At 54.0% G+C, this 24,424-nt stretch carries 27 protein-coding genes; 12 read left to right on the top strand and 15 right to left on the bottom strand.

Translation table 11 applies throughout. The features are described 5' to 3' along the window. The first annotated feature begins 10 nt into the window (after positions 1-10). The gene (locus WBJ47_RS10040) at positions 11-1,027 is read left to right on the top strand and encodes an NAD-dependent epimerase/dehydratase family protein (protein WP_422243851.1); all 1,017 of its coding nucleotides are present in this window, start codon (positions 11-13) and stop codon (positions 1,025-1,027) included. Positions 1,028-1,045: 18 nt separating this feature from the next. Continuing rightward, positions 1,046-2,023, top strand: a complete 978-nt coding sequence (locus WBJ47_RS10035; RefSeq protein ID WP_422243850.1) for a Bug family tripartite tricarboxylate transporter substrate binding protein — start codon at positions 1,046-1,048, stop codon at positions 2,021-2,023. 9 nt (positions 2,024-2,032) lie between these two features. Here the strand turns inward: WBJ47_RS10035 and WBJ47_RS10030 are convergent, their stop codons facing one another. The 7 genes from WBJ47_RS10030 to WBJ47_RS10000 are packed head-to-tail and all read right to left on the bottom strand — an operon-like array spanning position 2,033 to position 8,645. After that, complete coding sequence (locus WBJ47_RS10030) at positions 2,033-3,364, bottom strand: aspartate aminotransferase family protein (RefSeq protein WP_422243849.1); 1,332 nt, start codon at positions 3,362-3,364, stop codon at positions 2,033-2,035. Continuing rightward, a complete protein-coding gene (ruvA, locus tag WBJ47_RS10025; RefSeq protein WP_422243848.1) occupies positions 3,361-3,945 on the bottom strand; it encodes a Holliday junction branch migration protein RuvA in 585 nt (194 codons plus the stop codon). The genes WBJ47_RS10030 and ruvA overlap by 4 nt, the downstream gene beginning before the upstream one ends. 16 nt (positions 3,946-3,961) lie before the next feature. Then, positions 3,962-4,513, bottom strand: a complete 552-nt coding sequence (gene ruvC, locus WBJ47_RS10020) for a crossover junction endodeoxyribonuclease RuvC (protein ID WP_422243847.1) — start codon at positions 4,511-4,513, stop codon at positions 3,962-3,964. 24 nt (positions 4,514-4,537) lie between these two features. After that, the gene (purH, locus tag WBJ47_RS10015) at positions 4,538-6,127 is read right to left on the bottom strand and encodes a bifunctional phosphoribosylaminoimidazolecarboxamide formyltransferase/IMP cyclohydrolase (protein ID WP_422243846.1); all 1,590 of its coding nucleotides are present in this window, start codon (positions 6,125-6,127) and stop codon (positions 4,538-4,540) included. Between the two features lie 7 nt (positions 6,128-6,134). Then, on the bottom strand, positions 6,135-6,380 hold the full coding sequence (locus tag WBJ47_RS10010) for a helix-turn-helix domain-containing protein (RefSeq protein WP_422243845.1): 246 nt from the start codon (positions 6,378-6,380) through the stop codon (positions 6,135-6,137). A 21-nt stretch (positions 6,381-6,401) separates the two neighbouring features. Further along, a complete protein-coding gene (gene dusB, locus WBJ47_RS10005; protein WP_422243844.1) occupies positions 6,402-7,448 on the bottom strand; it encodes a tRNA dihydrouridine synthase DusB in 1,047 nt (348 codons plus the stop codon). Between the two features lie 36 nt (positions 7,449-7,484). Next, positions 7,485-8,645: an FAD-dependent monooxygenase gene (locus WBJ47_RS10000; RefSeq protein ID WP_422243843.1), complete on the bottom strand. Its 1,161-nt coding sequence runs from the start codon at positions 8,643-8,645 to the stop codon at positions 7,485-7,487. A gap of 83 nt (positions 8,646-8,728) precedes the next feature. Between WBJ47_RS10000 and WBJ47_RS09995 the strand changes: the two genes are divergently transcribed. After that, positions 8,729-9,172, top strand: coding sequence for a hypothetical protein (locus WBJ47_RS09995; RefSeq protein WP_422243842.1), 444 nt, complete (start codon positions 8,729-8,731; stop codon positions 9,170-9,172). Between the two features lie 40 nt (positions 9,173-9,212). On the opposite strand, the gene WBJ47_RS09990 is transcribed toward WBJ47_RS09995, so the two are convergent. Continuing rightward, complete coding sequence (locus WBJ47_RS09990; RefSeq protein WP_422243841.1) at positions 9,213-10,559, bottom strand: aminopeptidase P N-terminal domain-containing protein; 1,347 nt, start codon at positions 10,557-10,559, stop codon at positions 9,213-9,215. A 134-nt stretch (positions 10,560-10,693) separates the two neighbouring features. Between WBJ47_RS09990 and WBJ47_RS09985 the strand changes: the two genes are divergently transcribed. Next, positions 10,694-11,551, top strand: a complete 858-nt coding sequence (locus WBJ47_RS09985) for a cytochrome c oxidase assembly protein (RefSeq protein ID WP_422243840.1) — start codon at positions 10,694-10,696, stop codon at positions 11,549-11,551. Between the two features lie 35 nt (positions 11,552-11,586). On the opposite strand, the gene galU is transcribed toward WBJ47_RS09985, so the two are convergent. Further along, positions 11,587-12,423 (bottom strand): UTP--glucose-1-phosphate uridylyltransferase GalU, encoded by an 837-nt coding sequence (gene galU, locus WBJ47_RS09980; protein WP_424585355.1) that lies wholly within the window; start codon positions 12,421-12,423, stop codon positions 11,587-11,589. A gap of 86 nt (positions 12,424-12,509) precedes the next feature. On the opposite strand from galU, the gene WBJ47_RS09975 reads away from it, so the two are divergent. Then, positions 12,510-14,063, top strand: a complete 1,554-nt coding sequence (locus WBJ47_RS09975; protein ID WP_422243962.1) for a M48 family metalloprotease — start codon at positions 12,510-12,512, stop codon at positions 14,061-14,063. Here WBJ47_RS09975 and WBJ47_RS09970 read toward each other — a convergent pair. From WBJ47_RS09970 to WBJ47_RS09960, 3 genes are read right to left on the bottom strand one after another with little or no spacing between them, the layout of a single operon-like run. Continuing rightward, positions 14,060-15,235, bottom strand: a complete 1,176-nt coding sequence (locus WBJ47_RS09970) for a YheT family hydrolase (protein WP_422243961.1) — start codon at positions 15,233-15,235, stop codon at positions 14,060-14,062. The genes WBJ47_RS09975 and WBJ47_RS09970 overlap by 4 nt on opposite strands. After that, complete coding sequence (locus tag WBJ47_RS09965) at positions 15,210-15,632, bottom strand: YybH family protein (protein WP_422243968.1); 423 nt, start codon at positions 15,630-15,632, stop codon at positions 15,210-15,212. Before WBJ47_RS09965 ends, WBJ47_RS09970 begins: the two co-directional genes overlap by 26 nt. Before the next feature lie 29 nt (positions 15,633-15,661). After that, a complete protein-coding gene (locus WBJ47_RS09960; protein ID WP_422243960.1) occupies positions 15,662-15,871 on the bottom strand; it encodes a zinc-finger domain-containing protein in 210 nt (69 codons plus the stop codon). Positions 15,872-16,052: 181 nt separating this feature from the next. On the opposite strand from WBJ47_RS09960, the gene WBJ47_RS09955 reads away from it, so the two are divergent. The 3 genes from WBJ47_RS09955 to WBJ47_RS09945 all read left to right on the top strand — a co-directional run bounded on the left by WBJ47_RS09955 (position 16,053) and on the right by WBJ47_RS09945 (position 18,708). Next, on the top strand, positions 16,053-16,754 hold the full coding sequence (locus tag WBJ47_RS09955) for an AzlC family ABC transporter permease (RefSeq protein WP_422243967.1): 702 nt from the start codon (positions 16,053-16,055) through the stop codon (positions 16,752-16,754). After that, on the top strand, positions 16,754-17,083 hold the full coding sequence (locus WBJ47_RS09950; protein ID WP_422243959.1) for an AzlD domain-containing protein: 330 nt from the start codon (positions 16,754-16,756) through the stop codon (positions 17,081-17,083). The genes WBJ47_RS09955 and WBJ47_RS09950 overlap by 1 nt, the downstream gene beginning before the upstream one ends. 98 nt (positions 17,084-17,181) lie before the next feature. Continuing rightward, complete coding sequence (locus tag WBJ47_RS09945; RefSeq protein WP_422243958.1) at positions 17,182-18,708, top strand: DEAD/DEAH box helicase; 1,527 nt, start codon at positions 17,182-17,184, stop codon at positions 18,706-18,708. 4 nt (positions 18,709-18,712) lie between these two features. Here the strand turns inward: WBJ47_RS09945 and WBJ47_RS09940 are convergent, their stop codons facing one another. Next, entirely contained in the window at positions 18,713-19,090 is a 378-nt protein-coding gene (locus WBJ47_RS09940) for a thioredoxin family protein (RefSeq protein ID WP_422243957.1), read from the bottom strand. An 89-nt stretch (positions 19,091-19,179) separates the two neighbouring features. Here WBJ47_RS09940 and WBJ47_RS09935 point away from each other — a divergent pair, with 89 nt between their 5' ends. The 4 genes from WBJ47_RS09935 to phaP all read left to right on the top strand — a co-directional run bounded on the left by WBJ47_RS09935 (position 19,180) and on the right by phaP (position 22,519). Next, positions 19,180-19,989, top strand: a complete 810-nt coding sequence (locus tag WBJ47_RS09935) for an EI24 domain-containing protein (RefSeq protein ID WP_422243956.1) — start codon at positions 19,180-19,182, stop codon at positions 19,987-19,989. An 89-nt stretch (positions 19,990-20,078) separates the two neighbouring features. After that, entirely contained in the window at positions 20,079-20,891 is an 813-nt protein-coding gene (locus tag WBJ47_RS09930; protein ID WP_422243955.1) for a competence/damage-inducible protein A, read from the top strand. 159 nt (positions 20,892-21,050) lie between these two features. Continuing rightward, on the top strand, positions 21,051-21,806 hold the full coding sequence (locus WBJ47_RS09925) for an IclR family transcriptional regulator (protein ID WP_422243966.1): 756 nt from the start codon (positions 21,051-21,053) through the stop codon (positions 21,804-21,806). Between the two features lie 137 nt (positions 21,807-21,943). Further along, positions 21,944-22,519, top strand: a complete 576-nt coding sequence (phaP, locus tag WBJ47_RS09920; protein ID WP_422243954.1) for a TIGR01841 family phasin — start codon at positions 21,944-21,946, stop codon at positions 22,517-22,519. 67 nt (positions 22,520-22,586) lie between these two features. Here the strand turns inward: phaP and WBJ47_RS09915 are convergent, their stop codons facing one another. Then, positions 22,587-23,636, bottom strand: coding sequence for a quinone-dependent dihydroorotate dehydrogenase (locus WBJ47_RS09915; protein WP_422243953.1), 1,050 nt, complete (start codon positions 23,634-23,636; stop codon positions 22,587-22,589). Positions 23,637-23,688: 52 nt separating this feature from the next. Next, entirely contained in the window at positions 23,689-24,411 is a 723-nt protein-coding gene (locus WBJ47_RS09910) for an arginyltransferase (protein ID WP_422243952.1), read from the bottom strand. Positions 24,412-24,424: the final 13 nt, after the last annotated feature.

Genomic DNA, 24,424 nt, shown 5'->3' with positions numbered 1-24,424 from the left:
CCCTCTCATCATGACAACGACAAAAAAAGGTCAGGCCCTCATTATTAAAAATTCGCGGATTTTGATCGCGGGTGCTGCGAGTCTGGTGGGCTCGCACACTGCAGATCTCTTGCTCAAAGAAGGCGCCCGCGAAGTGCTCTTGCTCGATAATTTCTCCTTCGGTTCCATGGAGGCGATTGCGCATCTGCAGAACGATCCCCGCATCAAAATTGTTCGTGCGGACTTAATGCGTTTGCCTGACTTATTGATGGCGACCGAAGATGTCGATGGCGTGATCCATTTGGCAGCTTATATGACCTTGGGCTTCTCACAGACACCTTGGCAGGCTGTCGATGTCAATATTCGCGGTGCGCAAAACATGCTTGAAGCCTGCCGCGTGAACAAGGTCAAGAAAATCATCTTCGCCTCTTCTAACGCTGTGTATGGCTATGGTCCGGGCATCGAGGGCGCGCTCGCCGAAGAGATTCCTTTTCACTCCGTTGGTGCACCCCCTGCAGCGATTTTGTACGGCGCCTCTAAAATCATGGGCGAGCAACTTTGCCGCCACTATCACCAGACTTTTGGTCAAGACTACGTGGTGTTGCGCTATTCGACTGTATATGGAGAGCGCCAACACTATCGCGCCGCCAATTCGCTTTACATCATGGAAACCTATGATCGTGTGCGTAAGGGCGAGGCGCCAATCTTGCCAGGTGATGGCAAGGATACAAAACATTTCGTGCATGTCTCCGATGTCGCGCGCGCCAACGTTGCGGCGCTGCAAAGCACCGCAACGGATGTAGCGGTCAATGTCTCGGGCCCTGCACCGATTACCACTGGCGAACTGGTCAATCTGGTGCTTGAGTTTTGCAAAAGCGATCTCAAGCCTGAGGTGCGTCCTGACCCCCCGGGTAAGGTACGCTTAACCTCTGGCGGAGCTTTCCATATTCCTCATGACAAGGCGGGTGAGGTCATTGGTTGGAAACCTGTCGTAGAAATGCGCGAAGGTGTGACGCGTTTATTGGCATGGCGCGAGGCTCAAGTTTAAAAAGGAGAGGTGAAAAAAATGAAAATAAAAATCAATCGTTTACTGATCAGCGCTGTTTGTTTATTGGGCGCTTCTTTATCTGCCGCAACCTTGGCGCAGACTTTTCCTGAAAAGGCCGTGACGCTTGTTGTGCCTTACCCAGCAGGCGGTGCAACCGATGTGATTGGCCGGATGGTGGCTGAAAAACTGCCGGCACAGTGGAAGCAACAAGTGGTGGTGACCAATCGGCCAGGCGCGGGTACAACCGTTGCAGCTGAAGGCGTTGCGCGCGCTCAAGGTGACGGCTACACCCTTTACATCACCACTGCGGCTCATACGATTAGCGCAAGCCTGTACGGCAAGTTGAAATACGACCCGGTCAAGGATTTTGCACCCATCACCCTGATCTCGACGATTCCCTTGGTGATGTTGGTGAATCCAACTTTGCCAGTCAATACGTTGCCTGAGTTGATCACCTACGCCAAAGCACAAAAAAATGGCTTAACGATGGCGTCGCCCGGCAATGGGACACCACAGCATTTGGCAGGCGAGTTGTTCAAGTCCAAAACGGGCACACCTCTCACCCATGTACCCTACAAAGGCGATACGCCAATGTTGACAGACCTGATCGGTGGACAAGTACAGGTGGCTTTTGTGACCTTGTCGGCAGCGTTGCCTTATATCAACTCCGGCAAACTCAAACCGATTGCGCTGGCGCATCCGCAGCGCGTGGCTGCGATTCCTAACGTTCCAACCATGACAGAGTCGGGTTTACCTGATTTCAATGCGGCAACTTGGTTTGGAATCTACGGACCCGGCACAATGAGTCAGGCCTTACGTGAAAAAATCTCTGCAGACATTCAGAAAATCGTCGCTGAGCCAGCAATGACCCAACGTCTGCGAGACATGGGCGGCGAAGTGAACAACAGCTCACCTGCAGCCTTCCAGAAAGTGATCGCCACAGAAGTCAAAAACTGGTCCGAGGCTGTGCAGCTTTCTGGTGCGCGCGTAGACTAAGCAGCTGAACTAAGCGATTAAGCTCAGGCTTTCGTCGATCGATTGCTTGAGTAAGGCAACAATCTGATCGATTTCTGCTTCATTCACAATAAAAGGCGGTGCCACAAGTACGTGGTCACCGCTTTTTCCATCAATCGTTCCCCCCATTGGGTACACCAACAAACCATTTTGTATGGCTTGCTGTTTGATCACGGCATGTAATTTTTTATTGTGGTCAAACGGTTGGAGGCTGGCCCGATCTTTGACGAGCTCGACTGCCATAAACAAGCCACGACCTCGGATATCGCCGACATGTGGGTGGTCGTTAAACGTTGCACGGAGTGCGTCTGTCAAATAAGCGCCGCGTGCACGTACTTGCGGAAGTAGCTGATCGCGTTGAATGACGCGTTGAACGGCCAGTGCGGCGGCTGAAGCGATGGGGTGTCCCAGGTAAGTATGACCGTGCTGGAACATGCCACTTTTCTGTCGCAATGCATCGACGACGTGTGAGCGAGCCAACAGCGCACCAATCGGTTGATAGCCACCGCCGAGCCCTTTTGCAATGACCACAATATCTGGGAGTGTTTCATCTTGTTCAAAGGCGTACAGCGTGCCGGTCCGGCCCATGCCACACATCACCTCGTCAGCGATGTAAAGGATGCCATATTTGTCACAGAGGTGACGCACACCTTTTAAATAACCCGGCGTAGGTGGCACGGCGCCTGTCGTCGCGCCCACGACCGTCTCTGCACAAAAGGCGATGATGCGTTCGGGTCCTGTTGCGATAAAGGTTTCTTCGATTTCAGTCAAAAGTCGATGCGTGTAATCCTCTTGTGATTCGTGTGCCAAGCGGTCTCGGTATTCGAAACAAGGTGAGACTCGAGGGACATCCATCAAGAGGGGGGCGAAAGGTTGGCGTCGCCATTCATTGCCGCCAACGGCGAGTGCGCCTAAGGTATTGCCGTGATAGCTTTGTTTACGCGATACAAAGACCGTGCGTTCGGGTTGTCCGATTTCCAGAAAATATTGTCTGGCGAGCTTGAGTGCCGCCTCGACCGCTTCGGAGCCGCCGGAAACAAAGTAGACCTCGCTGAGGTCGCTTGGGGCGTGCTCAATTAAATGATCGGCGAGTGCCTCTGTGACTTCAGAGGTAAAAAAACCTGTGTGTGCGTAGGCGAGCTTGTCGATCTGTGCATGCATGGCGGCCAGCACATCGGGATGCGCATGACCTAGGCAAGAAACTGCAGCACCACCACTCGCATCAATATACTTTTTATTGTGCGCGTCGATGATATGGATACCTTGGGAACTGGCGGCAACAAGCGGAGTATGTCGCAAAGAGCGATGAATAATGTGTGTCATTTAGACAGCCCTTTCAAGGCTTGGCGAATTGCATCGGAAATATTGAGGCCTTCGGGCAGGCCTTTGACTGCAGATAAAGACTCACGTTCGGAGTATCCGAGTGCCGTCAGCGCATGCATGACATCGGTTTGAGTATTAGAGCCCGCCGTTGCATTTGGACTCAGGGTGTGTCCCAGATCTGCGCCTAGTTTGCCCTTCATTTCTAGGAGCAGTCTTTCCGCTGTTTTCTTTCCAATGCCTGGCACACGCATCAGACGAGCAGGATCTTGCAAGGTGATCGCTTGCGAGAGTTCTTCGGCCGTCATCCCAGACAGCACAGCGAGCGCGGTACGTGCGCCGATGCCGCTGACTTTGACGAGCTCACGAAAGGTTGCACGCTCTTGAGCGGTTGCGAAACCAAACAAAATATGTGCATCCTCTCTCACGGTCAGGTGTGTCAAGAGAGTGACTTGAGCGCCTAGTTCTGGCAGAGCGTAGAACGTCGTCATCGAGACATCAATCTCATAGCCGACACCGTGCACGTCAAGTCCAATACGGGGAGGCGTTTTGTCAAACAAGGTACCGGTGAGGCGACCAATCATTTTGAATCCTTTGGGACTAGCCCAGCAATCTACCTGCCCGCACGCGTGTGCGACCGCGTGAGGTGCGGGTTTGATAGTTCATTTGACCGAGTTTTTCAGTGAGCGGGGCAACATGGGCGTGACAAATCGCGCAGGCCAAGGCATCTGCTGAGTCAGGCGCGGGCACTCCATCAAGTGACAGAAGGCGTTGCACCATCATCTGAACTTGCTCTTTTGCAGCACGACCCGAGCCGACGACTGATTTTTTAATTTGAAGCGCAGTGTACTCATGCACTGCGAGATCGCGATCCGCGAGCGCGCACAAGGCCGCACCGCGCGCCTGACCCAACAGCAGTGTGCTGGCTGGGTTGGTGTTCATAAAAACAATTTCGAGAGCGGCGACATCTGGCTGCGTCTCTTCGACCACTTGTCGAAGATTGTCCAAAATGACTTTCAGTCTCAGAGGCAGGGTGATATCAGTCGGCACAACAATCGTGCCGCTGGCTACATAAGTGAGCTTGGCGCCTTGGACGTCGATCACCCCGAAACCTGTTCGGCGGAGACCCGGATCGACCCCAAGGATACGCATTTTTTTCTTCCAGAGTGACGCAGTTTAGTGACGGAAATGTCGCATGCCTGTCAGCACCATGGCAATGTCCCGTTCGTTTGCCGCTGCGATGACCTCGTCATCACGCATGCTTCCGCCTGGCTGGATCACGCAAGTCGCACCTGCATCAATCACGACATCAAGACCATCACGGAAGGGGAAAAAGGCGTCTGACGCAACGGCTGAACCTTTCAGGGTGAGGCCGGCGTTCTCAGCCTTGATCGAGGCGATACGGGCTGAGTCGATGCGGCTCATCTGGCCGGCACCCACGCCAAGCGTCATGCTGTCTCCACAAAAGACAATCGCGTTGGATTTGACGAATTTGGCCACTTTCCAGGCGAACATCAAGTCGCGCATTTGCTCGGCAGTAGGTTGCTTGCGCGTGACGACGCGGAGGTCTTCAGCCTTGACGGTTTCGCAGTCCGGGGTTTGGACCAACCAGCCGCCACCAATGCGCTTGACGTCGATGTCGTTTTGTCCGTCACCCATCGGGACCTCAAGAACGCGCACATTCTTTTTGCTGGCGAGCAAGGCGAGTGCGTCTTGATCATAAGCGGGGGCCAGGAGGACTTCGACAAACTGACCACTAATCGCTTGGGCAGTCGCAAGGTCAACCGTGCGGTTGAACGCAATAATGCCACCGAACGCAGAGGTCGGGTCGGTCTTGAAGGCCTTGAGGTATGCGTCCAAAGCGCTCCCTGCTGTCGCAACACCGCAGGGATTTGCGTGCTTGACGATCACGCAGGCGGGTTCAGCAAAGCTACGCACGCAGTCCCAGGCTGCATCGGAGTCAGCGATGTTGTTGTAGGAAAGTTCTTTGCCTTGCAGCTGCGTAAAATTGGAGAGCAGGCCTGCTGGGCAGTAAGGATCCACGTAAAACGCCGAGCGCTGTTGCGAGTTTTCGCCATAACGCAGGACTTGTTTTTGATAGACCTGCAAGGTCAGGATATTAGGCCAAGTATTGCGGGCAGGGGCTGTGTCTTGTGCAGGCTCGGCGACGTTCAGGCTGCTCAGATAGTTGGCGATGGCACCGTCATACGCGGAGGTGTGTGCATACACTTTGGTGGCCAGTTGCAGGCGCAGACCATAAGAGGTGCCGCCTGTCTGATCCATTTCTGAGAGGACCGCTGCGTAGTCGGCAGGGTCGATCACCACGGTCACCCCTCCTTTTTCCGTGCCATGGTTCTTAGCCGCGGCACGCAGCATGGCGGGGCCACCGATGTCGATGTTTTCTACTGCATCTTCGAAGGAGCAGTTGAGATTTGAGACAGCTTGACGAAAGGGGTACAGGTTGACGACCAGCAAATCAATCCTGTCGATGCCGTGTTGTTTGATGGTCTTGAGGTGTTCGGCGCTATCGCGACGTGCCAAGAGACCGCCATGAATTTTCGGATGCAAGGTTTTGACGCGGCCATCCAAAATTTCGGGTGAACCCGTGTGCTCAGCGACCTCAGTGACAGCGAGTCCGGCTTCGGCTAGCAGTTTGGCGGTACCACCAGTAGACAGCAGGCGCACACCACGGGCGGCCAGCGCAGAGGCAAAGTCGACGATGCCGGTTTTGTCGGAAACGGATAGCAGGGCAGTTTGAATGTTCATTGCTTAATTAGTCTAAAGAGATGAGTTTATGAAAAATGAGTTTTTTACGCAGCGTGTTGCGCGTCATGCCCAACATCTGGGCGGCTTTTGATTGGTTTTGGTGGGCGCGTTCCATCGCGACCTCGAGAATCGGGCGTTCAACGCAGCGAATCACCATCTCGTACATGTCGCTTGGATCGGTGTCGCCGAGATCGCTAAAGTACTGCTCAAGGCTCAAGCGGACAGAATCTTCGAGAATATTATTTTTTTTCATGGATAGAGGAGAATGCAGCACTCAGGCTGCTTGAAGATGTCCTGCGCGAAGTGTGAGATTGTCGCAGGTTGCAGCAGGGATGTCTGGTGAAATCTGGTGTTGATGTGTAAACCATTGATTCACTGCTTCGAATTGTGCGCTCGTTGTTTCGATTTTGTTGATTTGATCTGTAAATTGTTTTCCGTCAGGCAAGCTGCTGACATACCAGCCGATGTGTTTGCGTGCAGTGCGAACGCCAGGCAATTCACCATAAAACTGGTAATGATCAGCTAAATGTTCAAGCAGTAAGTCCCGCATCTCGATCCATGTCGGTGGGGCGAGCATCTCACCAGTCCGCAGGAAATGATCAATTTCTCTAAATATCCAGGGGCGACCTTGTGCGGCGCGCCCAATCATGACCGCGTCGGCTCCCGTGTAGGCGAGTACCTCTCGGGCCTTGAGGGGGCTGTCAATATCGCCATTGGCGACGACGGGGATGGAAAGGCTGGCTTTTACCTCGCGAATGGTGTCGTATTCGGCTTCGCCTAGGTACAAGTCCGCACGCGTGCGACCGTGCAGGGTGAGGGCGGCAATGCCTGAGTCTTGGGCGAGCTTGGCAATACGCAGCGCATTGCGGTGCTCTCTGTCCCATCCAGTGCGGGTCTTGAGCGTGACCGGGACTTGGTGGGGCAGACAGGCTTGGACGACAGCATCAAGGATGCGCGCTACCAAGTCCTCATGACGCAAGAGTGCCGAGCCGGAGGCCACGTTACAGACCTTTTTAACCGGGCAGCCCATATTGATGTCGATCACGCGAGCGCCTTTGCTGATATTGAAAACAGCTGCTTGCGCCATCATTTCCGGATCTGCGCCCGCGATTTGCACAGCGACAGGATCAATTTCGCCATCATGGTTCAAGCGGCGCGATGATTTGACCGTTTTCCAAAGCAGAGGATTGCTCGCTGCCATCTCGGAAACGGCATAGCCTGCTCCCAGCTTTTTGCAAAGCTGCCGAAACGGACGGTCCGTCACCCCAGCCATCGGGGCGACAAAAACGTTATTTGGAAGTGACCAGGCACCAATTTTCATCGTGAAATTGTAATCTCTTGCGGCTTGTTGCTCAGACTAACGTCGCAAGCCTTGCAAGAGATGACGCGCCAGGGGTGCGCGCGCCATGGGTAAGGCATCCATTCCCAGCAAAGCAAGACCTGCCAAATGCTCGAGTGGGGGCAGGCCGCTTGTAAATGTTCTAGCCATGCTGTCTGTCAGGAGAGCTGTCAATTGACGGTCAGGCTGACGCATGTGTTTAAAGTGATTGAGCGAGGGACTGACATCTTGTGAGGGGTCTGCCAACCAGTCGCGACAGGCAATCGCCAGCGCGGCGGTGTCTCTCAGTCCGAGATTGAGTCCTTGGCCTGCCACAGGGTGAAGGGTCTGAGCGGCATTGCCGATCGCCACGCAGCGCCCGTCCACCGTATTTGAACGTACATTCATCCTCAGTGGGACAGGTGTGACAGGTCCGTCGACTGAAAATGTCCCCAAGCGTGTCCCAAACATCTCGCTCAGTGCAGCGGAAAAGTCCCGAGGTGACATGAGCTTGAGAGCCTGCGCGCGCTCAGGAGAACAGCACCAAACGATCGATTGGGCATCGGTCGCGTGTGGGTGAGGCAGCACAGCAAGCGGTCCCTGATCGGTAAAGCGTTCAAATGCCCAGCCTTTGCGGGGTAGGCTCACGCGAGCCCTTGTCAGCAGTGCCATCTGAGTGTATTCGCGCTGGACGGGTGTATTCGGTTGACCGTCAGCCTGAACTGCGAGTGCTGCGCGAAGGAGTTGGCCATCTTGCATCATGCTGACGCTGGAGGCATCTTGCATCGTGACTTGGGCGGCAAGACCTGAGCGGACTTGCACACCACTTGCCTCGACAGCCTGCATGAGACTGTGATGGAGATGACCATAACGGACAACGGAGCCCAGTTGAGGCACGTCAAAGTCGCTATGGCGGATCACCGTTCGACCCAGCCGCCCTTTTTGTGAAACATGAATGGTTTGGATTGGAGCGGCTTCGGTCGGCCACGCACCCAAAGACTCAAGTAGCACACGACTGCCATGATTGAGCGCAAGCACTCTAGGGTCACTGTCTGGCGTGAAGCCATACTGGGACGCGTGACCAGACTGCAGGAGTGCGATTCTTTCCGGATGGGCGCTATAGCGGGCCAGCAACAAAGCCAACACGCAGCCAGTGGGCCCGCCCCCAATAATCGCAACATCGAAATCTAATCGTGACATATAGCTATTCTAACGCTGGGGGTTTGCAGCCGAGAAGATGCCCCTGAATCAGGTATGCTCGAAATATTTGACCCTGACTCATCATGCCGACAACCCAAGTTCACCCCAAATTTCGCCATAAAGTCACCGTCGGCCTGCTCGCCGCTTTATTGGGTGTGGTGGGAGCACACTGGTGGTATCTCAAACGACCTTTCGCCTGGCTCGTGACGGCCTATAGCGTGGTGCTGATGGTGTTGAGCGCCTTTGCTGAGGTCTGGTGGGAAAATCCTGCGTTTTTCTTGCTATTTATCCCGATCCTCAACGGTTTTATTGAAGCGATCGTGTGGTGCTTGATGAGTGATGCCCGTTTTGACGCGCGTTTCAATCCTGGACTCAAGCGCGAACATCCAAGCGGCTGGGGAGCCATATTAGTGGCATCTTTTACCTTGCTGATTGGCACCGTCGCGTTCATGTTCGGGATCGCAATGATCGTGATTTACATCTGGTCGGCCCTCGGTTGGCTAGAAGGACTGAATCTGCAGGGATAGTCTGTTCGCCCCGATTACCGAATCGAGGCGAGGGTCTTGTTTAGCGATTCATCAGGCTTTCTATCGCGGCAATCTCCACTGGAACACCGCGTGTGATGAGTTCACAGCCCTGAGCCGTAATCACTGCGTCGTCTTCAATCCGAATGCCAATATTCCAAAAGGCCTCAGGCACATCCTCCGCGGGCCGGACGTACAAGCCTGGTTCGATGGTGAGCACCATATTTTGCTCAAGCATGCGCCAAGGTCGATCTTGGGCGCCAAGTGGTGGTGTGCGATAAGAACCGACATCATGCACATCCATTCCAAGCCAATGTCCAGTGCGATGCATATAAAAGCGACTATAGGCGGATGTTTCCAACGCTTGTTCAAGCGTGCCTTGTAGCAGACCTTCGTCCAATAGTCCTTGAGTCAGCACGCGCACAGCCGCTTCATGCCCCGCATTCCAGTGGTGTTTTGGCGAGGTGTGTGCAATCGCTTGTTTTTGTGCGTGCAACACAATTTCATATAACGCCCGTTGCGCGCCGGAAAAACGACCATTGACGGGGAATGTGCGCGTGATGTCGGAAGCGTAACCCTCTAGTTCGCAGCCCGCATCAATCAGGACAAGTTCGCCATCGTGCATCACGCTGTTCCCTGCAGGGTGGTGCAGAACGCAGGCATTTGCGCCCGCTGCAACAATGCTGTCATAGGCGACGCCTTGTGCACCCTTTTTACGAAAGGTATGGAGCAACTCGGCTTCTAATTCGTATTCGTGCAATCCCGCACGGGCTGCTTGCATCGCACGTACATGCGCTTGTGCCGAAATAGAGGCTGCCTCTTTCATGATGACAAGCTCTGCCGCATCTTTGATGAGGCGCATTTCAGAAAGTGGCTCACAGAGATCAAGCCATTTAACAGGTGTCGCACGGGTGCCGCGTGCTTGACGTTGAGCCGTGGCGACCCAGTCGTGAACCTTGGTCAGCAGCTGTTGGTTTGAAAAATTTGACAGCGGCGTAAGGAGTTGTGCGTGCCCAAGCAGCAGCGCGGGCATACGCTGATCCAGCTCTGCCACGTCATAACTTAGATCAAAGTCAAAATACTCAGCCGCAGCTTGTGGTCCCCAGCGCTTGCCATTCCAGATCTCAACATCAGGATTTTTCCCTTCGCAAAACAAAATACTCTGATTAGAGTCGCCTGCAATGAGGACAAGCCAAGCTTCGCTTTCTTTAAAACCGGACAAATAGAAAAAATCGCTGTCATGTCGAAACGTGAAATGATTGTCGCGATTACGCTGACGCAGGGTCGCAGTAGGCAAAATCGCGATTCCACCACCTTGCGCGTGCATCCATGCCAATAGACGTTCGCGACGGGTTTTAAAATGTTGGATCGGACTGGTGATGGCAGACATGTTTTGGTCACAAAGCGAGAGAAGTTGAGCCAGAGAGCGCATGAGCAGGGAGATCTCCTGCGCCACACAAGCAACATACTACAATCATGACAGGTTGTTGATCTGAAAAGCGTATTCACTAAAAGGCTGTCACGATGGATTGGCTGAGTTGGTTAAAGCCTTGGGAATTCTCTCCAGTGCTCTTGGCGTGTTTTATTGTCAGTGCCTGGTTATTTGTGCGCGGCCAACGCGTCCATGCTGTTTCTCGCACCCGGCAGGTTTTTTTCTGGCTCGGTTGGGTCATGCTGTATCTATCGATGCATACCGTGTTGGATTATTACGCTGAGCGCATGTTTTTTATTCATCGCGTCCAGCACCTCGTCTTGCACCACCTCGGTCCTTTGGTGATCATGGCCGCTTACCCCGGCTCAGTCATGCGCGCGGGTATGCCGTTGTCGTGGCGGATACGCCTGCATCATTTCAATCAGACAATTCTTGGGCGTGCCCTGATCTCCATCCTGACCAATCCCATCATTGTCCCAACACTCTTCGTGTTTTTGGTGGTCATTTGGCTGATCCCGTCCGTGCAGTTCTACTCCATGCTGGATTGGCGCCTCTATCGGCTGATGAACTGGTCGGTCGTGATTACGGGTTTTATGTATTGGAATCTGATTCTTGATCGTCGCCCCAATCCTCCGGCCGCGATGACACCAGGTGGACGCGTGATTTCACCGATTCTCACGATGGCGCCTCAAATGGTGGCTGGCGCCATCATTGCGTTTACTGAACGCGACCTGTACCCACTTTTTGATCTGTGTGGCCGCGCAATTGCCATGACACCACAAACCGACCAAATGATTGGTGGTTTGACCATGTGGATTCCTGCAGCGATGACTGAGGTGATTGGTCTGTTGGTGGCCTTGCGAACATTGATGCGACTTTCAGCCAAAGGTCGATGGGGCACGCCCAAACCCCGAGTGCTCAAGCCTGAGCGATCAAAGACGAGAACTTAACCTCAGGCAAAAGCAGTGTCGGGGAAGGTTTAGCGTTACGGTATGAGTCCGTGATACTTGCGTCCCAACGCAACAGTTGCTTTAAACATGCCTTCTTTGTTTCCACAATCGTAGCGAATACCTTCGTAACGATGCGCAAACACAGCTTGTTCCTTCATCAAGGAAGCAATGCCGTCTGTCAGCTGAATTTCCCCGCCAGCACCTGCTTGCGTTTGGCGCAGATGCGCAAAAATCCTAGCATCCAAAACATAGCGACCCACCACCGCTAAAGTGGAGGGGGCGACAGCCGGTTTAGGTTTTTCAACGATATGCAGCACGCGCTCTGTCGATGCTGAAACTGGATCTGTCGCTACGATGCCGTATCTGTCTGTGTCAGTCAAGGGCACCTCTTGAACGCCCAAGATACTGCCTTGATGGGTTAAGGCAGCATCGATCAATTGACCGATGACAGGACGATCTGCATCTAGCAGGTCGTCTGCCAACAACACAGCGAACGGTTCATCCCCAACAATGGGCGCAGCCGTGAGCACCGCGTGACCTAAGCCTAACGGGGCAGATTGTCGGATGTAAATGCAACTGACATTTGGAGGCAAAATATTTTGTACGATCGCGAGCAACTCATTTTTGCCTTTGCGTGCAAGCTCGGCTTCCATTTCCGGGGCACTGTCGAAGTGATCCTCAATGGCCCGCTTGTGTCGTCCCGTCACAAAAATCAGATCAGTGATGCCGGCGGCAATGGCCTCTTCGACGGCATATTGGATCAGCGGTTTGTCCACTACAGGCAGCATTTCTTTGGGCATGGCCTTGGTTGCGGGCAAAAAACGCGTGCCGAGACCGGCGACGGGGAAAACAGCTTTACGGACAGGGCGCATCAATAATCCTAGAAACTTCCCGCCATTGGGGCGGAACCAATCTCAACAGCCGCTATCATAAGCGTATGGCCAGACAAAATCCAAATATGACTTCGTCTTTTTTTCGCACCTCGATCTTGGCTCCCCGCCGTCGATTGACGGGTCTGCAGCGCAGCCTGCTGTCTGCAATATCCCTCAGCATTGCTTGTTCTCCTGTCTTAGCCCAGCCATCTGCCGCGCCGTCCATGGGATCGACTTCCTCTGCGGAGTTATCGCCCGCCTTGGAGCGCAAGTTGGGTGAAGCCATTATGGTTCAGGGGCGCCGAGACCCGGAATACATCAGTGACCCGGATATGAGCCAATATCTGGAAAATATGGGTCGCAAATTGGGTGCTTTTGCCCCAGGGGGCGCGCCGCAAATTGATGTGTTTGGCGTGCGAAACCCCGAACTGAACGCTTTTGCCATGCCCGGGGGTTTTATCGGTGTGCATACCGGTCTCATCGTGGGGACTGGCTCTGAGTCTGAGGTTGCCGGGGTGGTCGCCCACGAGATTGCCCACGTGACCCAGCGCCATATTGCTCGCGGACTGACTCAGCAGCGTCAAAGCAGTCATATCGCACTGGCTTCTATTGCAGCGGCACTGTTGACGGCCTTGATCCCCGGTTCTGGTCAGGCAGCGATGGGGATTGCTGCGTTTGGTCAGGCTGCGGCCATCGATCGTCAACTCGGTTTCTCACGAGAGGCTGAGCAAGAGGCGGATCGCAATGGTGTTGAGATGTTGCGCAAGGCTGGGTATGACCCCAATGGGATGGCGGCCATGTTTGGCAGGTTGACTAAAGCCGCAAGCCTGAATGAAGGTCGGGGTGGCGGTGCGTATGCGTCTACACACCCTCTGAGCCTTCAACGCATGACGGATATGCAAAACCGCATCCGCCAATTTAGTCCTGTGGGCGCGCAAAATGAAGATGAGTATTGGTTTATCCGGGCAAAATCGCGCGTCTTGCAAGCCGTGGATCCTCGGTCGTTGCGACAAGCGCATGAGCAACTAGAGGAGGAAGCGCGAGCGGGTTCGCAACGCGAGGGTGCGGCACCCTCTGCTGCACGTCGGGCTGCGGCTTGGTACGGAGTGTCTCTCGCCGCCTTAGCGCGACAAGACCCCAAGGCGGCTGCTCAGGCTCTCGATCAGGCTCAGGCTCTCATGTCCAATTCGCCTTACATTGAACTGCAACGTGTAGAGATCGAGCTGGCACGTCGACAGGTTCCCGCCGCGCTCAGTCTGGCGCAAGCCTCTCATAAGCGCTGGCCACAAAGACGCTCTTTTGTCTTAAAAACTGCGCAGAGCTTGCAGTTGCTCGGGCGCGATGCCGAAGCGGTCAAATTTTTGCAGGCCCAAGTCAAGCGATGGCCGACCCAAGAGCCCGAGCTCTACAAGATGTTGGCGATTAGCCAAGATCGGCTCGGAGAGGTGGTGGATTCGCGTCAGACCATGGCAACGTATTACGAAAAACTAGGCGCTTTACCCTCGGCTTATACCCAATTGCAACAAGCCAGAACACTATCCAAGGATTTTTACGTTCAATCACAAATTGACGTCAGAATTCGTGAGCTTTCTGGCCGAATCGCTGAGGATCGCAGATTGCTCGAACGATTCAGGTCTTAAACCAGAGATCTCTTGGGCGACTCGGTAAAAAAACGATTCAATCGCTTGGGAAGCCAAGTGAGATTGCCTGGCCACATGCCTGTCACAAAGCCGACATGACCGCCTTGAGCAGGCTGGTGAAAAACGACGCTTGGACTCCCGTAGTCCGGACCCGGCAAAACCTGTTCCGGTAAAAAAGGATCGTTACGTGCATTTAAAACGAGTGTCGGTGTGCGAATGGATTTAAGCCAAGGTTTGCTAGAGGACTGTTGCCAATAGTCTGCCGCATCTTTGAAGCCGTGCATCGGTGCGGTGTAGGCATTGTCAAAATCGCGTAAGTCCCTGGCCTGATTAATCCGCATGACATCGATCACGCCTGGAAATCGACGAGATTTTTCGAGAACCTTGGGTTTGAGTGTGCGCAGAAAGTGCCGTGAGTAGACCTCACGATTAAAGAGGTTGTCGGACAAATGATTACCCGCCGCGACTAGATCGAGGGGGGCGGAAACAGCTGCCGCAGCACTGAGCCAAGTAAAGTTCTCAGGCGTTTCCCCCAGTTTTTTGAGGAGGGCATTTCCCCCGAGAGAAACGCCGACTGCATGCCATTTGGCCATGGGGGCACGTTGCTGGACCGTGTCGAGAATAAAGGCAATTTCTTCTGAATCGCCGGAGTGATATGCGCGGGCAAGGCGGTTCGGAAAACCCGAGCACCCTCTGAAGTGCGCCACGGCAACCAGCCAGCCTAGGGAGAGAAAGTGTTGCGTGATCGCTTGTGCATAGCGACTTTGGCTGCTGCCTTCGAGTCCGTGCAGCAAAAGAAGGGCGGGTTGTGGGGTGCTTGGGTGCAGGAGCGCCTGATCTGCGGGGGTCATCCAGCGCACCGCAGCAGTATGCGCCAGCATGGGGTCTTGTTGGCGACGCGAGCGCAAGCGCAATGCTGGCGCGTTCCAGTCAAGATCGATGAAGTCCCCATCAGGTGTGTCAACACGCTCGCGAACGAACCGGATGCGGTTGACAGGGGCTGCGAGTGCACCAAAGAGCGTTTGGGATTGCTTATCTGGCAGCCATGCTGGGACAGGGCAGGCGTCGAGATCTAATTCGGCGCTTAGCGCGTCGAGTTTGAACAAAGAAGCACTTGGAGGGGTAGCTGTCACGTCGGGCTTGGGTTCAGTGGAGCAGCCCAGGGCTGTCATGCAAGTCAAAAGCATCGACCTGAGCGGGTGCGGCTGAAGCGTGATGCATCACCAAGCGCCAGCCCGTAGGACCCTTGTGATAAATATTTGTGGCGTAGCAATGAGCCACTTCGGTGCTGTCTGTACCGTGAACAGTAATTTGCTCAACGAGTGAATGTACCGCGCCCATCATGCTGTGCAGCACAGTTGGCGCGGAGGGACGAATCGCTAAGCCTCCGTTCGCCAGTATTTCTTGCCAGGATTCTTTGACAGCATGTAGTCCCACAATCCGTAAGCCGCCAGGATGTACACAGACAATTTCTTCATCGTCCGCCCACACTTGCATCAGTCTGGGAAGATCGGCGCGTTCGAGAGCGTCATAAAACGCAAGCTCGGCTTCTTCGGCAGTAGCAAAAATGTTAGGCACAGAAATGTTGACCGATGCTTTTAATGGCCATGAACCACTGTGCCTTCGGCGAGTTTGTAGTCAGTGCCGCAATAGGGACATTTCGCAGCACCTGTATCCACGATGTCCAAAAAGACACGCGGGTGCATGCTCCAAAGCGGTGCTTTGTCGCTTGGGCAGTGAAGGGGTAAATCCTCTGCAGTCACGATCACCGGGCCTTGATTTTTGCCGGCGTTAGGAGCTTGTGTCATCAGTCTTCTCAAAACTCGAATTCAATCTGACCATTGTAACAAGCGAGCGGTCTACAATAGTGAAAATTTCTGGGTACTTTGCTCAATTTCGCTCTACTTTTTGCTGACTGTTACGCCTTTGTCTTCCCCGACGTCCTCACTACCCCCCGCGCCAACGTTGAGTGCTCAGCGCCGCTCTGCAATGCGCGATGGCTTTAGGGCGGTCAGTCCCGGCCTGATTGCACTTGCAATCTGGGGAGTGGTGACGGGGGTGGCGATGGTCAAAGCGGGTCTCTCCGAGCCTCAAGCGATTGCGATGTCACTTTTGGTCTACGCGGGTTCCGCCCAATTGACCGCCTTGCCTTTGATGGCCGCGGGCGCCCCTATTTGGCTGATTTTTGCGGCTGGCATCATCGTTAATCTGCGTTTCCTCATTTTTGGGGCGGCACTTCACCCCTTTTTCCGCGATCTCTCTTGGCGCAAACGCCTTTTTTTAGGCTACTTGAGCGTCGACGTCTCTTTTATTGTGTTTATGCCTCGCTTCGCAGACGCCCTCAAAAAAGGGACGCTTGAGCAACATTGGTTTTTTATCGGCACCATTTTGCCTGCTTGGGTGGTCTGGCAGACGGCCTCAATGCTGGGCATTGCACTCGGCGCGATTGTGCCAGTCTCTTGGTCGCTCGAGTTTGGAGCTGTTTTGGCGCTGATGGCGATGATGTTGCCGTACATCACCTCTTGGCCGGTTTTCATTTCTGTTGTCGCCTCGGCGCTCACGGCATGGCTCACCCAGCTGTGGCCGCTCAGACTAGGCTTGCTTGCGGCAGTGATTGTGGGAATCATCGCCGGGATGTGGACGGAGCGGCGCATTCAGGCTAGACGCACACAATCAAAGGCGAGGGGCTGATGGAAAACTCCCAATATCTTTACACAACGATTGTGTTGCTGGCGATTTGCACGGCGATTTGTCGTGCTGGGTACTTTGTTTTCGGGCATCACATTACGTTGCCCGACGGCTTGCGCAGTGCTTTGCGTTATGCCCCCTTGGCGGCACTGACAGGGATTGTTATTCCCGAGTTGCTGCCGTGGCATCCCATTGATGGGCCGCAAGTTGATTTGCGTTTGCTGGCCGCGGCGATCGCGGTCGGGGTATTTCTGTGGACGCGTAACGGATTTTTGTTGATTGTTTCCGGGATGGCCGCCCTGTGGGTCTCTCGTTGGGCCTTTGGTCTCTAAACCTGATGTGCTGGACTCGTCGGGCAACATTTCCGGCTCAACCCGTTTAATTTTGCTGCGCTGCGTTACACTGAAGGCTGATTTCTCTAAATAATTCAATGACTTCAAACACTCAAACCCCTCACCATCCCCAGTCAGATCCCTCTGGTCAGCCCGTTGTGGCGCTACCGGACGACGTTGCACCGGCCATTCCTACTTTTGCTGAAATCGGACTTCATCCTGCTATTTTGCAAGCTGTTGCGGATACGGGCTACACCGTCCCCACACCGATTCAGGCCCAAGCACTGCCCTCTGTAATGGCTGGCAATGACGTCATGGGCGCGGCCCAGACAGGCACAGGAAAAACCGCTGCGTTTACTCTGCCGATTCTGCATCGCTTGATGCCGATGGCCAATACGAGCGCATCGCCGGCTCGGCATCCTGTCCGTGCCTTGATCCTGACCCCCACGCGTGAGTTGGCGGATCAAGTGTATGAAAGTGTCAAGCGTTATGGTCTTAAAACTCCGCTTCGCTCCACCGTTGTCTTTGGTGGGGTAGACATTGGTCCTCAAAAAGAAGCTTTGCGCAATGGCTGTGAGGTATTGATTGCCACGCCAGGACGCTTGCTAGATCACGTTGAACAGCGCACGGTCAATTTGAGCCAGGTTGGTATTTTGGTGCTCGACGAAGCTGACCGCATGTTGGACATGGGCTTTCTTCCCGATTTGGATCGCATCATGCGACTCCTGCCCGCACAGCGCCAGACTCTGCTGTTCTCGGCGACCTTCAGTAATGAAATTCGCAAGCTTGGCCGGACCTATCTAAAAAATCCGGTCGAACTCGAAGTCGCCAAGCGCAATGCGACCGCCGATACTGTGACGCAAATCGCCTACGCCATGGCGGGAGAAGCCAAGCGTGCAGCGGTGGTTCACCTCGTCAAGTCACGTGGTCTCAAACAAGTCATCGTATTTTCAAACACCAAGATCGGCACTAGCCGCTTGGCGCGCCAACTCGAACTCGATGGTGTGCGCGCGGAGTCGATCCATGGCGACAAGTCGCAAGCCGACCGGATGAAAGCGCTCGAGGCCTTCAAAGCCGGCGAGCTCGAGGTACTCGTGGCCACCGATGTAGCTGCGCGTGGTCTTGATGTGGCGGGTGTTCCTTGCGTCATTAATTACGATTTGCCGCACAGTGCCGAAGATTATGTGCATCGTATTGGCCGAACTGGACGTGCGGGCGCGAGTGGTGAGGCCATCTCCTTTTTTTCGCCAGCCGAAGAAAAATACTTGCTCGATATCGAAAAATTGATCAAGGCACCGGTGACGCGTGCGGTTCTGCACATTCCTGGTGAGTTACTCACGCGCGCTCCGGTTAGAGAGGAGTCGCGACCCGCCCGCACACCCCGCAGCGGTGGTGAGCGCGGTACTGATCGTGGGAGCGATCGAGGTAGCGAACGTGGCGCAAGACCCAGCCGCTATAGCGCGCCAGTCAAGCCGATTGATGAGTTTTTTCTCAAGCCCTATGAGCCTTCGCCTGCAGCAATTGCTGCGGCACAGGCACCTGCTTCCAATAGCAAAAAGCCTGCGATTCAGGCTAAACGTGCCGTCGGTTTGTTGTTAGGCGGGGCGCCTAAAAAGGCTGAGTGAAGGGTTAGCCTTTGAGCAGCGAAAGCAAGTTTTCGGGAAGATCCGTCTGTTGAGATTTCCCCGGCGCTTGCATCGCGACGATCAGCCGGTCAAGGTGTTCAATGTGCGGCAAAATCGTGCCCATAAAGCGCACTGCAGTGTGCTCAATGATCGCGATAGTGGGAAAATTTTCAACGTCCTCATCCCCGAGCAATTCGGGGTGATCTTCGATATCTACCCATACAAAACTCGCCTCGGGGTGCTGTGCGGCTAAGCCCGCGAACTTGGGTTGATACTCTTTGCAGGTATCACACCAAGCGGCGCAAAAGCACAACACTAGCATGCCCTCTGTGGAGGCAAGCCGTTGGGTCAGGGCAGGGGTGTCAGGAAAATAACAAGTCATGTCAGCACGAGACAAAATGATTGTCTATGATAGCCGCATTGAACGCATTGCAGTCTGACTTTTGTTGGACGCTTATTGGATTGGACATCATGAAACAGCCGCATTCAGTTTCGCCGCCTCAGGCTCCACGCGCAGTATCCGTTGGGCTGTCGGGTGTGGGTCAGGCCTTTTGGCGTGCGCTTGTGTCACAGGTGCATCCGCGTATGCTCTTCGCCCTCTTGATGCCATTTTTAATCATGCTGGTGGGGGCGATACTTTTAATGCTCTTTGCGCTGAGCCCACTGAAAACTTGGCTGAATCAGATGTTGAGTGAAACTTCGGCTTTGATTGCGGCCAATGAGTGGCTCGTGTCAAAAGGGTTGTTTTCTTTGGAGGGGATTCAATCCTCGCTGGTCTTTTTTATCGTGTTGATGGTGCTCTTGCCAATCTCTGGAATCCTAGGGCTCACAGTCGCGGCTATTTTTGTCATGCCTCTTGTTGTGACGCACGTCTCACGCCAACATTTTCCAGCTCTGGCACTGCAAGGGCAAAATGCGCTTGTTGTGAGCGTCTGGAATGCGGTGTGGGTCAGCGTGGTGTTCGTACTGGGCTGGATTCTAACCTTGCCGTTTTGGTTGTTTCCACCACTTGGGTTGCTCGTGTCTTTGCTCTGGTGGACGTTTGCTTTTTCACGCATCATGCGGATTGATGCGATTGTTGAGCATGCGACGACCCAAGAACGCATGATGCTCATTGAGCGCCATGGCACTGGCTTCTGGACGATTGGCATGTGTTGTGCCGTGATCAATCTAGTCCCTCCCGCATGGATTTTCCTACCTGTCTTTTCAGGTCTGGTTTATACCCACTATGGTCTGGACGCCCTGCAGCGCCTCAGAGCTGAAAAAACACTGGATCTCTAAACCTTATATTTTCTGATCGTGCAAAAAGGCAAAGGCTAATTTTGTGCTGAAATGCTAGATTATTTCGCTGAATTTTTACTGGAAAGCATATGTCGGGTTCTCAAGACAAAGCACGTTTTGGTTTGATTGTTGTCGGTGACGAAATTCTGTCTGGTCGTCGACAGGACAAACATTTCCCTAAGGTTGTCGAGCTATTGGGCGCGCGTGGCTTACAACTTTCATGGGTAGAAATTCTGTCGGATGATCGCGCAGCGTTGACCGAAGCCTTGACCCGTAGTTTTGCGGGCAATGACATTGTGTTTTGTTGTGGCGGCATCGGTGCCACGCCCGATGACCATACACGTCAAGCCGCTGCTGCAGCGCTGGGTCGCCCCTTGGTGCTGCACCCGTTTGCCCAAGAGCAAATCACGATTCGCTGCCAGGAAAATGCTGCAAAAGGCCAAGGGACTGCCGACATGACGGCCCCGGAAAATATCCAGCGATTGCAAATGGGATTTTTCCCAGAGGGTTGCGAAGCGGTGGTCAATCCCTTTAACCGCATCCCCGGTTTTCATATTCAAAATCATACGTTTGTGCCTGGTTTTCCTGTCATGGCATGGCCCATGCTCGAGGCAACACTTGATAGTCGCTACGCCCACTTGCACAACAAAGAAGACCACACCGAGCACTCTTTTATCGTCTACAGCATGCCCGAGTCGCGTATTACTCCGGCCCTTGAGGCGCTTGAGCAAAAGTGGCCGGGCGTGCGGGCCTTTAGTTTGCCTTCCGTCGGTGATGGTGGCGGCGTGCCGCATATCGAGCTCGGCGTAAAAGGTGAGGCGGCGGTAGCGGCTGAGGCACTGGAGTTTTTAAGAGCGGAAGCCTTGCGTCTAGGCGGTCGTTACGATCCTCCCGCCAAGTGATTTTTCACAATATGGGATAGAATATCCTCTGTTGCGTTGCAATAGAGGACCCGTTCCATGAATTCATCTCATTCCGCCCGGCCGCAGGTTGCTGCCCAACACCAAGCGGTAGTGTCAGCCGATTCGAACGCCTTGAGTGCTTCAACTGCAGGTCTGGGCATGGCGATTCAGGTGCTCGAACGAGCGACCGCTTTGCTGGACGCCTTAGCCGCTCAGCCCGATCCCGTCGCCTTAAAAGACCTGTCCAAGGCAACAGGGCTTCATTCCTCTACTGCGCATCGCATATTGAACGATCTCGTGTTGGGACGGTATGTGGATCGTGTCGACAGCGGTTTATATCAACTGGGTATGCGACTCCTCGAGCTTGGTTCGCTTGTTAAAGGGCGCCTGAATGTTCGGGAGGCTGCAATCGATGCTATGCAGGCTTTACATGTGCTGACAGGTCAAACGGTCAACCTTTCAGTTCAACAAAGTGACGAAATTGTTTACATTGATCGAGCCTGGAGTGAGCGCTCAGGCATGCAAGTCGTGCGTGCCATTGGTGGTCGAGCGCCGCTGCACCTGACCTCTAACGGCAAGCTTTTTCTCTCGGCCGTTGATACGCGTCAAGTCCGCGCCTATGCTGCGCGTACGCATCTGGCAGGCAGCACAGTCAATAGCATTACATCTCTTGAGGCGCTTGAGCGAGAGCTTTCTTTAGTTCGTCAACACGGTTATGCCCGTGATAACGAAGAACTCGAACTGGGCGTGCGCTGTATCGCAGCAGGCATTTACGATGACACGGGCAAACTCGTAGCAGGCTTATCTATTTCCGCACCCTCTGGTCGGCTCGAAGACGCCTGGATTCCACAGTTGGTGGCTACTGCGGGCAAAATTTCGGAGGCACTCGGCTATGACGCGGGTCTGAGCGCCTAGGGTTTGTCGTTTTTGTGCATCGCAACAAAAAAGTGTTGACATGAGAATTTAGGGGGCTACAATGAAGTTTGTGCGCTGCAGCAAAAGTTTCTGCGAGATGTTTGATCCAGCGCATCCCCCAATTTTAGGAGAACACCATGTCCGCGATTCCTCAGCAAGTTCTAAACAGCCAGAAAGCAGCAATCGAAGCACTGGTTTCCATTCAGAGTTCAGTATTCGGCGGCTTTGAAAAGCTTGTCGACTTAAACCTCAAGGCCATCAAGGCGACGCTTGACGATGTGTCAGAGAAGTCACAGCATGCCGCCAGCATCAAAGATGCCCAAGAAGCGGTTGCCATGACATCCACGCTGGTTCAGCCCAATGCAGAAAAAGCGATGGCTTACAGCAAGCACGTGTATGACATCGTCACTTCTGTTCAGGCAGATCTGGCCAAGCTCGGCGAAGCTCAGCTTGCCGAAGGCAAAAAGCACATGCACGATGCGATTGAGCAACTGACACAACATGCACCTGCTGGTTCTGAAAGCGCTGTTGCCATGCTCAAAAGCGGTTTGGTTCAAGCTAACACTGCCTTTGATTCCATGACCAAAGTCGCCAAACAGGCAGCCGAAGTTGCTGAAAAGAATCTGGCCGCTGCCACAAGCGCCACGTTCAAAGCAGCTGGAGAGGCCGCCGAAGTCGCCAAGTCCGCTACCCGCGGTCGCCGCGCTGCCTAATAGTCGGTTACAAAAAAACACCTCAATGCGTCATTGAGGTGTTTTTCTTTTTGCGTCACAAAAAAAACTAACGACGTTGGCGACCGATTTCTTTGGCGCATTCACCCACCAAGCTCGGGCCACGATAGATCAGCCCTGTGTAGAGCTGAACCGCATTGGCACCTGCCGCCATTTTTTCTGCAGCGTGCTTGCCGGACATAATGCCGCCCACACCAATAATGGCGAAGTCAGTGCCCAGTTTGGCACGCAAGCGACCAATCACTTCAAGCGATCTGGCATGTAACGGTGCACCTGAAAGTCCGCCTGCCTCTTCAGCGTATTTTTGACCCTGCACAGCCTCTCTTGAGAGCGTCGTGTTGGTCGCAATCACACCATCGATCCCGTGACGTGGCAGAACTTCGGCAATGATGTCAATTTGTTCCTCAGTCAAGTCTGGTGCAATTTTGACGGCGAGAGGCACACGCTTCTGATGCTGTTGCGCCAAGGCCAAGCGGCGTGTGGCCAGTTGTGACAACAGTTGATCGAGTTCGTGCTCACCCTGAAGCGCTCTCAGATTTTTTGTGTTGGGTGAGGAAATGTTGACGGTAATGTAGTCGGCATGTGGATACACGCCAGACAAGCCGATCAGGTAGTCATCCGCTGCTTGTTCAATGGGTGTGTCAGCATTTTTGCCAATATTGAGACCAATCACACCGCCACGTTCGCGCCAGGTGCTGCGTTGAACGTTCGCTAAAAATGCGTCGAGGCCTTGGTTGTTAAAACCTAGCCGGTTAATCAGCGCTTCTGCGTCGGGCAAGCGAAACATGCGTGGTTTTGGATTGCCCGGTTGAGCACGCGGCGTGACCGTACCGACTTCGATGAAACCGAAGCCGAGATTGCCCATGGCATCGATATGCGCGCCATTTTTATCTAGGCCTGCCGCCAAACCCACAGGGTTTTGTAACGCTAATCCCATCAAGGTTGTCGGCACTAGTACTTGACTGTGCATGAGGCCGCGTGTCAGCGAGCAATCATAGGCGCGCTGTAAGGCGCTTAGCGTTGCCTCATGCGCGGCTTCGGCGTCCATGGCAAACAGCGCATGGCGTGCGAGAGGGTAGGCTTGAAATAGGATGGACATATGACTAGGTGCCTCGGGCGGTATCGTGACGAGATGAAATAAGAAAGGTATTTTAACGGTCAGACTGCCATTGACCGTTTATTCTGTATTGGGCGGGCTTAAAGAGCGCCTTGTAGGCCATTTTTTCGCTGTGTTCGATCCAATACCCCAGATACAGCCAAGGCAGGCTCAGCTGTCGACATTGCTGAATCTGCCACAAAATACCGTACGTCCCAAGACTGCCGCGCGTATCAGGATCGTAAAAGGTATAAACGGATGACAGACCCTGTTCCAGCACGTCGATAATCGACACCATTTGAAGCGTACCGTCTTGATCGCGAAACTCCACAAGTCGCGTGTTCACTCGGCTGGCAAGCAGAAATTCACCGTATTGCTGACGACTGTCTTCATCCATGCCGCCTTGGGGATGTCGTCGGGCTTGATAGCGAGAGTAGAGTGCGTAGTGTTCCTCAGACCAAGTGAGCTCAGCTACAAGCGGACGAAGATCCTTGTGGCGCTTGAGTGCACGTAATTGGGTCCGGGTGGGCGCAAATTGATCAACATTGATCCGTACGGGAGTGCATGCCTGACAGTCATCGCAGTGTGGTCGATAGGTAAACAGACCACTGCGACGAAAACCCTGATCAATGAGTTGCGAATAGGTGTCGGACTGGATGAGATGCCCGGGTGCTGCCACTTGTGAACGGGCCTGTCGCCCAGGCAAGTAGCTGCACGGATAGGGTGCCGTGGCATAAAACTGCAAGGTGGCGAAGGGTAGTTCCTTGATTTGGCTCATGCATGACACCAGG

The organism is Zwartia sp. (genome assembly GCF_049655405.1).
Lineage (GTDB): Bacteria > Pseudomonadota > Gammaproteobacteria > Burkholderiales > Burkholderiaceae_B > Zwartia.
The sequence above is the reverse complement of the archived record's forward strand: the minus strand, read 5'-3'. Positions and strand labels throughout refer to the sequence as shown.